Source organism: Streptococcus sp. SG2 (genome assembly GCF_030439925.1).
Taxonomy (GTDB): domain Bacteria; phylum Bacillota; class Bacilli; order Lactobacillales; family Streptococcaceae; genus Streptococcus; species Streptococcus gordonii.
In genome coordinates this window covers 19,120-32,241 of the sequence record NZ_JAQFJD010000005.1, presented here as the reverse complement: position 1 = coordinate 32,241, position 13,122 = coordinate 19,120, and the positions used below count along the sequence as shown (strand labels likewise).

The 13,122-nt window shown below is 40.8% G+C and carries 14 protein-coding genes; all 14 read left to right on the top strand.

What is annotated here, in order from left to right; genetic code table 11:
* Nucleotides 1–141: 141 nt before the first annotated feature.
* The 14 genes from PCY09_RS09435 (at nucleotide 142) to PCY09_RS09370 (ending at nucleotide 13,113) form a co-directional block, all read left to right on the top strand.
* Entirely contained in the window at nucleotides 142–1,398 is a 1,257-nt protein-coding gene (locus PCY09_RS09435; RefSeq protein ID WP_061602317.1) for a competence/damage-inducible protein A, read from the top strand.
* Nucleotides 1,399–1,456: 58 nt separating this feature from the next.
* Entirely contained in the window at nucleotides 1,457–2,608 is a 1,152-nt protein-coding gene (gene recA, locus PCY09_RS09430; RefSeq protein ID WP_012131014.1) for a recombinase RecA, read from the top strand.
* Between the two features lie 86 nt (nucleotides 2,609–2,694).
* Nucleotides 2,695–3,093, top strand: coding sequence for a transcriptional regulator Spx (gene spx / locus PCY09_RS09425; protein WP_008809970.1), 399 nt, complete (start codon nucleotides 2,695–2,697; stop codon nucleotides 3,091–3,093).
* Nucleotides 3,094–3,238: 145 nt separating this feature from the next.
* On the top strand, nucleotides 3,239–3,811 hold the full coding sequence (locus tag PCY09_RS09420; protein ID WP_045773038.1) for an SP0191 family lipoprotein: 573 nt from the start codon (nucleotides 3,239–3,241) through the stop codon (nucleotides 3,809–3,811).
* 111 nt (nucleotides 3,812–3,922) lie between these two features.
* Nucleotides 3,923–4,189 (top strand): IreB family regulatory phosphoprotein, encoded by a 267-nt coding sequence (locus tag PCY09_RS09415; RefSeq protein WP_008809968.1) that lies wholly within the window; start codon nucleotides 3,923–3,925, stop codon nucleotides 4,187–4,189.
* The gene (gene ruvX / locus PCY09_RS09410; protein WP_012131012.1) at nucleotides 4,189–4,608 is read left to right on the top strand and encodes a Holliday junction resolvase RuvX; all 420 of its coding nucleotides are present in this window, start codon (nucleotides 4,189–4,191) and stop codon (nucleotides 4,606–4,608) included. Before PCY09_RS09415 ends, ruvX begins: the two co-directional genes overlap by 1 nt.
* 20 nt (nucleotides 4,609–4,628) lie before the next feature.
* Entirely contained in the window at nucleotides 4,629–4,940 is a 312-nt protein-coding gene (locus tag PCY09_RS09405) for a DUF1292 domain-containing protein (protein ID WP_008809966.1), read from the top strand.
* 251 nt (nucleotides 4,941–5,191) lie between these two features.
* Complete coding sequence (locus tag PCY09_RS09400; protein WP_061602316.1) at nucleotides 5,192–6,430, top strand: folylpolyglutamate synthase/dihydrofolate synthase family protein; 1,239 nt, start codon at nucleotides 5,192–5,194, stop codon at nucleotides 6,428–6,430.
* A 107-nt stretch (nucleotides 6,431–6,537) separates the two neighbouring features.
* Nucleotides 6,538–7,020 (top strand): SP_0198 family lipoprotein, encoded by a 483-nt coding sequence (locus tag PCY09_RS09395; RefSeq protein WP_045504636.1) that lies wholly within the window; start codon nucleotides 6,538–6,540, stop codon nucleotides 7,018–7,020.
* Between the two features lie 146 nt (nucleotides 7,021–7,166).
* A complete protein-coding gene (gene cls, locus PCY09_RS09390; RefSeq protein WP_061602343.1) occupies nucleotides 7,167–8,672 on the top strand; it encodes a cardiolipin synthase in 1,506 nt (501 codons plus the stop codon).
* A 97-nt stretch (nucleotides 8,673–8,769) separates the two neighbouring features.
* Entirely contained in the window at nucleotides 8,770–8,913 is a 144-nt protein-coding gene (locus tag PCY09_RS09385; protein ID WP_012131008.1) for a hypothetical protein, read from the top strand.
* Between the two features lie 89 nt (nucleotides 8,914–9,002).
* Nucleotides 9,003–10,574, top strand: coding sequence for a heme transporter CcmD (locus PCY09_RS09380; RefSeq protein WP_125397305.1), 1,572 nt, complete (start codon nucleotides 9,003–9,005; stop codon nucleotides 10,572–10,574).
* A gap of 109 nt (nucleotides 10,575–10,683) precedes the next feature.
* Nucleotides 10,684–12,888, top strand: a complete 2,205-nt coding sequence (gene nrdD, locus PCY09_RS09375) for an anaerobic ribonucleoside-triphosphate reductase (RefSeq protein WP_061602314.1) — start codon at nucleotides 10,684–10,686, stop codon at nucleotides 12,886–12,888.
* A gap of 81 nt (nucleotides 12,889–12,969) precedes the next feature.
* Nucleotides 12,970–13,113, top strand: coding sequence for a hypothetical protein (locus tag PCY09_RS09370; RefSeq protein ID WP_185760633.1), 144 nt, complete (start codon nucleotides 12,970–12,972; stop codon nucleotides 13,111–13,113).
* Nucleotides 13,114–13,122: the final 9 nt, after the last annotated feature.

Genomic DNA, 13,122 nt, shown 5'->3' with positions numbered 1-13,122 from the left:
TTCCAAAAGTTTTCCACAACATGTTGACAAGTCTGTCAAGCAAGTTGACAAACTATTTAACTTCTTAAAATGAAAATCAACTTTTTTGCTTGTTTTTGTGATAAAATAAAGCCAATTCCGAATAGTAAGGTAGGAGGTTCTATGAAAGCAGAAATTATTGCTGTGGGCACCGAGATTCTGACAGGTCAGATTGTCAATACCAATGCCCAATTTTTATCTGAGAAACTGGCTAGTCTGGGGATTGATGTCTATTTTCAGACAGCTGTAGGGGACAATGAAAATCGTCTCCTCTCTATCCTGGAGATTGCAAAAGGACGTAGTAATCTAATTATCTTGACAGGAGGCTTGGGGCCAACAGAGGATGATTTGACCAAGCAGACCTTGGCTAAGTTTTTAGGTCGAGAGTTGAGTTTTGACCCTGATGCTGTGGAAAAGTTGGATCGTTTTTTTGCCAGCCGACCAGATTATGCTCGAACGCCCAACAATGAGCGCCAGGCTCAGCTGGTTGAAGGCTCAACTCCGTTACCAAATGCGACTGGTTTAGCTGTTGGTGGTTTAATAGAAGTTGATGGGGTGACTTATGTAGTTCTGCCTGGTCCGCCTAGCGAGCTCAAACCTATGGTCAATAACGAGTTGGTTCCCCTCTTATCCACAGGTCAAAAGTTGTACTCACGAGTGTTGCGCTTCTTTGGTATCGGCGAGAGTCAGCTAGTGACTATTTTGTCAGAGATGATTGATCAGCAAAGTGACCCTACCATTGCTCCTTATGCAAAGACAGGGGAAGTTACCCTACGACTGTCCACCAAGGCCTTGAGTCAGGCAGAAGCTGACGCCAAGTTTGAGGCTGTGGAAAAGGAAATTTTGTCACATAAGACTTTTGAAGACCAGTCTCTGTCAGAGATTTTCTATGGTTATGGGGATGACAATTCCTTGGCTCAGGTGGCTTTTGACTTGCTCAAGAGTCAAGGAAAGACGATTTCAGCAGCAGAGAGTCTGACAGCAGGTCTCTTCCAAGCAACCTTGGCAGATTTTGCTGGAGCTTCAGCTATTTTTTCAGGTGGCTTCGTCACCTATAGCATGGAGGAAAAGAGCCGGATGCTGGACATTCCGCTGGGAGAGCTGGAGGAACATGGGGTTGTTTCAGCTTTTACGGCTGGGAAAATGGCAGAGCAGGCTAGAAAGCTGACCGAAAGCGACTTGGCTGTCAGTCTGACAGGTGTGGCTGGACCAGATTCACTAGAAGATCATCCAGCTGGAACTGTTTTTATTGGCTTGGCTAGTGCTGCAGGAACGGAAACTATTAAGGTCAATATTGCTGGACGTAGCCGGCGAGATGTACGAAAAATCGCTGTTCTGCACGCCTTTAACCTAGTGCGAAAGACTTTATTAAATAGTTAATTTTTGGTATAATTAAAAGATAGCCAAAAGATATTTTTAGAAAAAATAGGAGAAATTAATGGCAAAGAAACAAAAGAATCTAGATGATATTACAAAAAAATTTGGAGACGAGCGCCAAAAAGCTTTGGACAACGCCCTGAAGAACATTGAAAAGGACTTCGGTAAGGGAGCGATTATGCGTCTGGGCGAGCGAGCAGAACAAAAGGTTCAAGTCATGAGTTCAGGATCTTTGGCCTTGGATATCGCCCTTGGTGCCGGTGGTTATCCTAAGGGACGTATCATTGAAATCTACGGTCCAGAGTCTTCTGGTAAGACGACTGTTGCCCTTCATGCTGTTGCTCAAGCGCAAAAAGAGGGTGGTATTGCAGCCTTTATTGATGCAGAGCACGCTTTGGATCCATCTTACGCGGCTGCTCTAGGTGTAAATATTGATGAGCTGTTGCTATCTCAACCAGATTCTGGTGAGCAAGGATTAGAAATTGCTGGGAAATTGATTGACTCTGGTGCAGTTGATTTAGTTGTCATTGACTCTGTTGCAGCTCTTGTACCACGTGCGGAAATCGATGGAGATATCGGTGATAGCCACGTTGGTTTGCAGGCTCGGATGATGAGTCAGGCCATGCGTAAACTGTCTGCTTCTATCAACAAAACAAAAACAATTGCCATCTTTATCAACCAACTCCGTGAAAAAGTTGGGGTTATGTTCGGAAATCCTGAAACAACACCAGGTGGCCGTGCCTTGAAATTCTATGCTTCTGTCCGTTTGGATGTTCGTGGAAATACTCAAATTAAAGGAACTGGTGACGCTAAGGATACAAACGTTGGTAAGGAAACCAAGATTAAGGTTGTGAAAAACAAGGTAGCTCCGCCATTTAAAGAAGCCTTTGTGGAAATCATGTATGGAGAAGGAATTTCTAAGACTGGTGAACTGATCAAGATTGCAACAGACTTGAATATCATCAAAAAAGCAGGTGCTTGGTATTCTTATAATGACGAGAAGATTGGTCAAGGTTCTGAAAATGCCAAGAAATATTTGGCAGATCACCCAGAAGTCTTTGACGAAATCGACCGTCAAGTCCGTGTCCGTTTTGGCTTGATTGAAGATGATCAAGAAGGGGAAGCAACTGCAGCTGAAACAACAGGAAAAATCACTGAAAACATTGAAGAAGTGACTCTTGAACTAGACGATGCTATAGAAATCGAGGAATAATTTTTCCAAAATAGGTCGCAAGACCGATGGTTTTTATGGTATAATAGACTACGATAGTAGTATCGGGTAGTGAAAGGAGTCCTTACATGATTACAATTTACACAGTTTCAAGTTGTACAAGCTGTAAGAAAGCAAAGACCTGGCTTAATGCCCATCAATTAACTTATAAAGAACAAAACCTCGGTAAAGAGGGAATCACAAAAGAAGAAATTTTAGATATTTTGACCAAAACTGAAAATGGCGTTGCAAGCATTGTCTCTTCTAAAAATCGCTATGCAAAAGGTCTTGGTGTTGATATTGAAGATTTGAGTGTGAGTGAAGTGATTGATATTATCATGGAAACCCCACGTATCTTGAAAAGCCCTATCTTGGTTGACGATAAACGCCTCCAAGTTGGCTATAAAGAAGATGACATTCGTGCTTTTCTTCCACGTTCTGTCCGTAACGTTGAAAATGCGGAGGCGCGTTTGAGAGCAGCTCTATAAATAGCCCATTATAAAGAAAAAGGAGTCTGAACAAGCCGATTTGCTAGTAATAGTGAATGGGCGGGTTTTCAGACCTTTTTTACTTTAGGGATCTAGCGTTGACAGGAGTTATGAGTGTGGTAAAATAGGCGTAGGAGGCTAAAAAATGAAAAAGATAGTGCTATTGTTGGGCCTTGTTTTACTTACACTGACGGCCTGCGGTCAGAAAAAATCACATACTGCTTCGTCCGCTTCAACTTCTGAGGATAAGTTGGATACAACCTTGCCGATTATTTCCAATGCGGAAAAGAACACAGTAGTAACAAAGACCTTGGTCTTTCCAAAAACTGAGAATGGCTCACAGCAAAAGCAGGTAGTGACTTATAAAGACGAGCAATTTTTAAGTTTAAGTATAGAGCAGGTTAGTCCAAATGCGGATGATTTAAAGCAAGCTATAAAGGAATATGGTGTAGAAGAAGCTCAAACAGTACTCAATAGATCCTTGGAAGCAGATGAACATTATCAACAAGTAAAGGATTTGCCAGGTTTCTCTATGTCCTTACAGATTTTAAATGAGAATGAGCTCAAGCGTGTGACTAATCTGGATTTTCAAACCTTGGATGTAGATAAGGCTGCAGAAACAGAATATTTAAAAGCTTTAAAACTAAAAGAACTGCTGAAGATGAATCCAGCTCAGTATGTTGAAAATCAACTTTTGAATGGCGCAAAAGAAGAATAGTAGAAGACCGTCATTTTTGCTTATTTTATGGGCTGATATTGATTTGTAACATTTGTGAAAAGATTTGAAATATGGTATAATGATAATATTCTAACGAAAGAGGGTGTAATTGTGGGATTTACAGATGAAACAGTACGTTTTAATCTCGACGATTCAAATAAAAAAGAGATTAGCGAAACGTTGACGGATGTGTATACATCGCTGAATGAAAAAGGCTACAATCCAATCAACCAAATCGTTGGGTATGTTCTCAGTGGGGATCCTGCGTACGTACCTCGTTATAACAATGCTCGCAATCAGATTCGTAAATATGAACGCGATGAGATTGTTGAAGAATTGGTTCGTTATTATTTGAAAGGGCAGGGCATCGATCTTTAATGAGAATTATGGGATTGGATGTGGGCTCTAAAACAGTGGGAGTAGCTATTAGCGACCCGCTTGGGTTTACAGCTCAGGGTTTGGAAATTATCCAGATCAATGAAGATCAGGAAGAGTTTGGCTTTGAGCGCCTTGGTGAGCTTGTTGCTGAATACAAGGTTGATAAGTTTGTCATCGGTCTTCCTAAAAATATGAATAATACTAGCGGTCCCCGTGTAGAAGCCAGTCAGGCCTACGGAGCTAAGGTGACAGAGTTGTTTGGCTTGCCGGTTGAGTATCAAGATGAGCGCTTAACAACGGTGGCAGCTGAGCGAATGCTGATTGAGCAAGCAGATGTTAGCCGGAACAAACGCAAAAAAGTGATTGATAAATTAGCGGCCCAGCTGATTTTGCAGAATTATTTAGATAGAAATTATTAGAAAGATTGAGGGAGATGAATATGGCACATGATCATAACCATGACCACGAACATGAAGAGCGCGAATTGATTACTTTGGTGGATGAGCAAGGCAATGAAACCTTGTTTGAAATTCTCTTGACCATTGACGGTATGGAAGAATTCGGAAAAAATTATGTACTTCTTGTACCGGCTAATGCTGAAGAAGATGAAAATGGTGAAGTTGAAATTCAAGCATACTCATTCACAGAAAATGAAGATGGAACTGAAGGTGACCTTCAGCCTATTCCAGAAGATGCTGAAGAAGAATGGAATATGATTGAAGAAGTTTTCAACAGCTTCATGGAAGAGTAAGTGTATTTCTGCCTTTGTTAACTAAAAAAAGCAAGGCAAATCTAGAGACTGCCTCAGTTCGCTCAATGAGCGAGGCTGGTATAGATGTCCTGGATATATTTATTTCGTTCTGGTTAAAAGGAACGAATACCTAAATTTGTTAAACAGATAGTTTATTGTTAACTCGGAGTCTCAAACGTAAGCTATATGATTAATTGAAAAAAGAGAGCTGGTTGATCATTCACTCGGCTCTCTTTTTACTAGGAGTAAAGATGGAGAAGATAGAAAACTGGCTGGACAGCCGAATCGGACTAAATTTTCGGACTGGACTTGGGAGAATGGAGCAGGCAATCCGTTTGCTTGGTCATCCAGAAAAAGCCTACCCAACCATTCATGTAACTGGAACAAATGGTAAGGGATCGACAGTAGCCTTTTTGCAAAACTTATTTGACCAACATCAAAAGAAAGTTGGGACTTTTACCTCGCCTCATATGGAAACTGTTCATGATCGGATTTGCTTAAATGGGAAGCCGATTTCGGAGAGTGATTTCTCTAGGTTGGGTGATCAAGTGCGTAAGATGGAGCAAAACGCACTGTTGCCCCAGGATCAACTTTCTTATTTTGAAATCCTCAGTTTAATAGCCTTTTTGTATTTTGCAGAGCAAGAGGTGGATGTGGCCTTGATTGAGGTGGGGATAGGTGGTTTGCTAGATACAACGAATGTCATCACAGGAAGTGTCTCAGTCATTACATCTATTGGCCTTGATCATCAGGAAACCTTGGGAACGACACTTGAGGAGATTGCAGAGCAAAAAGCAGGGATTTTTAAAGTAGGCAGTCCTGCTGTTATCGGTCCTTTGCCAGAAGTTGCACGACAAGTTTGTCGAGAGCGGGCAAAGGAGTTGAATATCGACTTATATGAGTATGGCCAAGATTTTTCTCTCGAGAACAAGGAACTTCGGGCTCGTGACTTCTCTTGGCTAGATGTAGAATTGGGCTTGTCAGGGACCTACCAAGAAGAAAATGCGGCTGTGGCTGTGGAAGCTTTTCTTTTATTTATGGAGCGTCAGTCATGGAATCTAGATCTGAGTTTAGTAAAAAAAGCTTTAGCTCAAACTAGCTGGGCAGGCCGTTTGGAAAAAGTCTGCGATGGCATTTATTTAGATGGAGCCCATAATCTTCCTGCAGTTGAGCGCTTGGTCGAGTTTATTAAGCAAGAAAAGGACAAAGAAGTTTTGATCTTGTTTGGGGCTTTAAAGCGAAAAGATTATTCGGAAATGCTCCATTATTTACAAGAGGAACTACCTCAGGCAAGTTTATTTCTGACTAGTTTTTCATATGGTGAAACAATAGGCGAGCAAGAAGCAGGACAGCTCCCTTTTATCAGGGATTACCAAGCTTTTCTAAAAGACTACCAGCAGGATGATAATTCTCATCGTTTATTGTTTGTAACTGGGTCTCTCTATTTCATTGCGGAGGTACGTCAATTTTTAAAAGGAGAGATAGATTGACGGCTGGAAAAGGTCTTTGTTATAATGAAAATGGAACTAGCAAAAAGTAGGCAAAACATACTTCTGTGCCAGCTCTAAAACCCCCTATGATTAAAGGAGGAAGGATTATGACTTTTTCAAAAAAAGCGACGATTTTATCCCTAACAGCTATAGTAGCTCTTGCTTTGGCAGCTTGTAGCAATGGCAATAGTCAAACACAGCCATCTCAAACCAGTCAAGCTTCAAACTCTTCGGCATCTTCAAGTTCGACGTCAACTTCAACTTCTGCTTCAAGTTCAAGTAGTGCAACGACTTCGACCTCTTCTTCGTCAGCAACAACCGCTGCAAGTACAGAATTGGACGGAACCTATACAGCTACGCATGAAGGCGATCAATTGACCTTGACGATTTCATCTGGTAAGGGAACCTTAACTACCTTGGAGCGAGATGGTGAGAAAGAAATCGAACAAGTCGAAATTGATAGCACAAATCAGCGAATGATTATTGGAGACGATGTTCATCGCTACTATATCAATGGCAATCAGCTGACTGTTGAAGATATTGATCAAGAGCAGGATCAAGATGACACAATTGTCTTCACTAAACAATAAGTCTTCACAAGACTGGGTACTCCAGTCTTGTTTTTTTATATCTATCAGAAGACCAGTCTGTTTTTGCTTGATTTATTGAGAAGGCCTCGCTATACTTAAATATAAGAAAATTGAGGAGTAGGTGTGTGAGAAAGTTTCGCTTATTGATGTCAAAATATGGTTTCAGCATCATTGTCATGCTACTGGAACTCTTCTTTATATTTTGGCTTTTCTTTTATTTAGGTGAAATTAATAAGGATTTATGGATTCTTGTAGTCACCTTATTAACAGTTGGTACGATTTTTTCGATTGTCAATCGTTCTATGACACCTGAAAGCAAAGTAACCTGGCTTTTGGTTACTTTTATTCCAGTTGTAGGGCCTCTGATTTATCTCATGTTTGGAGAACGCAGGCTGTCTCGGAAAGAAATGAAGCAGTTGCGTAGCATGGACTCCATGAAGTTTCGTGAGGACAATAGTTATGAGCTGAGATTGGACCTGAAAAAGAAAAATAAATCAGCTTTTGGGATAGTTAAGTCCTTGCTTAGTATGGATCATAATGCGGATGTTTACGACGGAACGTCTTCTCAGTATTTTGCCTTGGGAGAAGAGATGTATGCTGCTATTTTAGAAGACCTGAAATCAGCAGAAAAATTCATCTTTCTGGAATACTATATTATCGAAGAAGGCAAGATGTGGAATAGTATTCTGGAGATTTTGAAGGAAAAGGCTGCTCAAGGAGTAGAAATCAAGCTTCTCTATGATGACATTGGCTGTATGGCGACTTTACCAGGAGATTATACAGAAACTTTACGTTCCTTTGGGATTAATGCACATAAGTTCAATAAGGTGATCCCGCGTATGACGGTGGCCTACAACAACCGAGATCATCGTAAAATTCTAGTGATTGATGGTCAGATTGGCTACACGGGTGGTATCAATATGGCTGACGAATACATTAATCATATTGTCCGCTTCGGCCATTGGAAAGATGGTGGGATCCGCTTAGATGGTCGGGCCGTTAAGGCTTTGACCAGGCTTTTTCTAATGAACTGGTACATCAACCGAGGTGAAATTACGGATTTTGATAAGTATCATTTAGAAAACAAAGCAGTAGAAGGCGAGGGGCTCTATATTCCATATGGGAGCGGACCTAAGCCTATGTACCGAACACAGGTCGGGAAAAATGTTTACCAGAATATTATTAGTCAGGCAACGGACTATGTCTATATCACCAGTCCTTATTTGATTATTGACTATGACTTAACTGAAAATATAAAAAATGCTGCCATGAGGGGAGTGGATGTTCGGATTGTCACGCCTTATATTACAGATAAGAAGCTTATTCAACCGATTACCCGAGGATCTTATCGTGAGCTTTTAGAGGCTGGTGTGCGTATTTACGAATACACACCAGGCTTTGTCCACAGTAAAAATGTGATTGCAGACGATGAACTAGCAGTAGTAGGCACCATAAACTTTGATTATCGTAGCTTGGTCCATCACTATGAGAATGCTGTGCTTTTATATAAAGTACCTGCTTTAGCAGACATAAAAGCCGATTTTGAAAGTATCTTTGAGGTGTCAACAGAGGTTCATGACGGTGTCTTTAAATCTACTTGGTACCAAAATCTTCTGAAAGAGATCGTTCAGCTTTTTGCGCCAATGCTTTGATCATGATAAACCTAATGAGAAGGATTTGTTTTACCCTATTGAGGGTACAAATTTCCTTCTCATTTTTTTACGAATAAAAAAGTAAAAGGAATTTTTCATGAAATTAGAGTTTGTTCAAAGAAAAGCAGAAAGGCCGTTTTCAAAAATCTACCTAAGATTTCGGGAATTAGAAACCTTGGCAAAGTCTAAAGCGACCAAAGACAAGCAGGTCTTAAAGCTAGAAGTAGATTCTGCCAAGTAGGCCAATCTTTTGAGAGGTGTGTAAAAGGAAAACTGACAGACAGAAGACTTTTTGATATACTAGTAAAGACTATATTGAGGAGAGTTATTATGTTTGATGAATTCGACAATCAAGAGGCAGAAGTGCAACTTGAAGCGAAAATAGAAGAAAAAAAAGAACAAGAAATTCAGCCAGAAGAAGCGAAAGCAGGAGTACAACTTCAAGAAGAAAGCTTGAAGCCTGCGAGCATTCCTTTTGGACATTTGCTACTCTGGAGTTTCATAGCTAGCTTCTTCAGCGTGGCCAATCCCTTATTTACCTCATTGGCGACAAATCTACAGACGCAAAATCTATATGCCGGCTGGGCAATGACCCAGGGCCAAGTGGCTTACGGTCAATTTTATGGTACGAGTGGCATGTTGTACTATGTGATAGCATGGTTGGGCAATCTTTTTATGGGAAGTCTTCTTTTTGCTGTCCTGCAATTTTTAGCGCTTTTTATAGCTGGGATTTTCCTTTTTCAGTTTATCTATCAAATGACTGGAAAAAAGGTTCTAGCGCAGCAACTGCTTCCGCTTTTTTATCTCTTGGTCATAACTCTTGGTTTTGGTGGCCTCTATGCAAGTATTTTTGTTCTTCCTTTTATCATGTGGAGTCTAAATTTCTTAGTTCGCTATGTCAATGATCAAGTAGGAGATAATGGTTTTATCTTGCTGGGAGCTATTGGAGCCTTGGCTTTCATGGTGGATCCGTTCACTAGTATTGTGTTCTATGGTTTGGTGTTTCTTGTTTGGACCATTTTTCACATTGCCCGTAAACGTTTGGCACGAGGATTTTATCAGTTTTTAGCTAGTTTACTTGGCTTTTCACTGGTCTTTTATCCGCTGGGATACTACACTGTTTGGAAGGGAACTTTTGGTGTAGCTATTAGCCAAGTGACGCATACCTTTGAAAGTTTGAGCTTACAAGTATCTAGTCTTCCTGCTTTACTCATAATGAGCGGACTGTTCATAGGTCTTGGTTTCCTAACAGCCTTGGTTATGGGATTGGTGTCTTCAGTAGATAAAAACGCAAAACCTTTCCGATATTTGGGGGTTTTAGGAATTTTAACTCTGTTCTTAGTAAACATCTTTCTGCCAAGCCAGGGGAATTTCCAGTTGTTGCCGATGATTCCTTTTGTGATAATTCTCTTGGCGATTTGGTTTAACAAGAATTTTTCAGAGGGACGTCATACGAGAAAAAGGCGCACTCCTTCTATTTGGAAAAATTATTTTGTTGGAAATTTATTTTTACCTGTGTTAGCGATGGCCTTTTTAGTCGCATCACCAGTTGTTCAACGCTATCTATTAGCTGGTGAAGAAGAAGCAGAACGTGCTGTGGTTAGCAAGTATATCCGTGAGGAGTCAGCTAAGGACGATAAAATCTATGCTTGGGACAGCACAGCCAGTCTCTACCAATCAACCGGCCGTTTGTCTGTAGCAACCATCTTAAGTCCTAAATTATACTTAGATACCGAAGAGAATAAGATTTTATTGGGAAATCAGTTAGATGCGAATCTACCACGCTATATTGTGGTCAACAAAAAAGTCCCTCTACTAGAGAAAGTCAAAAAAATAATATCTTCAAATTATAAGAAAATTGGTCTAGATACTAGCCAGTTCAAGCTTTACGAGCTTAAATAATTCAATCAATATGTTGTGCCTAAAATAAAAAAAATAAAATTTTGGCACAACATATTGATTTTTTATTTTATAGTGTTATAATGAGTCATGTACGAACGGAGGATAGGAAATGATTACTTTAAGAGAAGAAACAGTGACCTGTATTCCTAATATTTATGTAGTTAAACGCGATGGCCGGCGCGTGAATTTTGACGTTGACAAGATTTATAAAGCCTTGGTCAAAGCGGCCTGTGAAGTGACGCCCATGTCTCCTTTGCTTGAAGCCAAGCTTGAAGGAATTACGGAGAAGATTGTTGCTGAAATCACTCATCGTTTTTCTCAGGATGTGAAGATTTATGAAATCCAAAACATCGTTGAGCATGAGCTTTTGAATGCCAATGAATATGCTATTGCCAAGGCCTATATCTCGTATCGAACCCAGCGTGACTTTGACCGTTCTCAGGCAACCGATATTAATTTTACTATTGACAAATTGCTCAATAAAGATCAAACAGTGGTCAACGAAAATGCCAACAAAGACAGCGATGTTTTTAACACCCAACGGGATTTAACAGCGGGTATTGTTGGTAAGTCCATCGGTCTTAAGATGCTACCTCCTCACGTAGCCAATGCCCATCAAAAGGGCGATATCCACTACCATGATTTGGATTATAGCCCTTATACACCAATGACCAACTGCTGCTTGATTGATTTTAAGGGCATGCTAAAAAATGGTTTCAAGATTGGAAATGCCGAAGTAGAGAGTCCTAAGTCTATTCAGACTGCGACAGCTCAAATCTCGCAGATTATTGCCAATGTAGCTTCTAGTCAGTATGGAGGCTGTTCAGCTGACCGAATCGATGAAGTCTTAGCTCCTTATGCAGAACTCAATTACGAGAAGCATTTACGAGATGCCAAGGACTGGGTGCTAGCTGATAAAAGAGCTGATTACGCTTGGGAAAAAACAAAAAAAGATATCTATGATGCTATGCAGTCCTTAGAGTATGAGATTAACACTCTTTTTACCTCTAATGGACAAACTCCCTTCACTTCTTTAGGATTTGGTTTGGGAACCAATCGCTTTGAACGGGAAATTCAAAAATCAATTCTCAACATCCGTATCAAGGGCTTGGGAAGTGAACATCGGACAGCTATCTTTCCTAAGCTGATTTTCACTCTTAAGCGTGGCCTTAATTTAGAGCCAGGAAGTCCTAACTACGATATCAAACAGCTAGCGCTGGAATGTGCGACGAAACGGATGTATCCGGATGTCCTATCTTATGATAAAATCATTGAATTGACTGGCTCTTTCAAGGTACCGATGGGTTGCCGTTCCTTCCTCCAAGGTTGGAAGGATGAGAATGGCCAAGAAGTCAATTCCGGCCGTATGAATCTGGGAGTTGTGACTGTCAATTTACCTCGGATTGCACTGGAAGCTGAAGGAGATAAGGATAAATTCTGGTCCTTATTTGCTGAGCGGATGGCAATTGCTAAGGATGCTTTGGTCTATCGGGTAGAGCGAACCAAGGAAGCAACACCTGCTAATGCTCCAATCTTGTATCAATACGGTGCTTTTGGTAAACGCTTGGGCAAATATGATCAAGTCGACCAGCTCTTTACTCACCGCAGAGCAACAGTTTCACTTGGTTATATCGGTCTTTACGAAGTTGCAACTGCCTTTTATGGAGGAGAGTGGGAAGACAACCCAGAAGCCAAAGAATTTACAGTGGATATTGTCAAAGAAATGAAGCGTTTGGTTGGTGAATGGTCAGACGAATATGACTATCATTTCTCTGTTTATTCGACGCCATCTGAAAGTCTGACCGACCGATTCTGCCGGTTGGATACTGAGAAGTTTGGGCTTGTTCCAGATATTACAGACAAGGAATACTATACCAACTCCTTCCACTACGATGTGCGTAAAAATCCAACACCTTTTGAAAAATTGGACTTTGAGAAGGTCTATCCTGAAGCTGGGGCCTCAGGTGGCTTTATCCACTACTGTGAATACCCTGTCCTGCAACAAAATCCAAAAGCTTTGGAAGCTGTCTGGGACTATGCTTATGATCGAGTTGGTTACTTAGGGACAAATACGCCAATTGACCACTGTTACAAGTGTGACTTTGAGGGAGACTTTACACCGACCGAGCGTGGTTTCACCTGTCCAAACTGTGGTAACAGCGATCCTAAGACAGTTGACGTGGTCAAACGGACCTGTGGTTATCTAGGAAATCCGCAAGCTCGTCCGATGGTTAATGGCCGTCACAAAGAGATTTCTGCTCGGGTCAAGCATATGAATGGCTCAACAATTAAGTTTTCAGGAAATGAGATCTGATTAAAACTAAATAAGAAGCGGGAGTGATACAGAACATCCGTGTGATGTATCGCTCTTTTTCATTAATCATTAGGAGAAAAAATGGGAAAATATCAACTAGACGATAAAGGTAAGGCTCAAGTAAGACGTTTTCATGAAAAACATTCTACAGGAGCTAGCAACAAAAAGGCGCGAGTGACTAGCCTGCGGGAGAAATTTCTGGCAAAGGCTAGCAAGAAGAAGTAAAGTATGGTA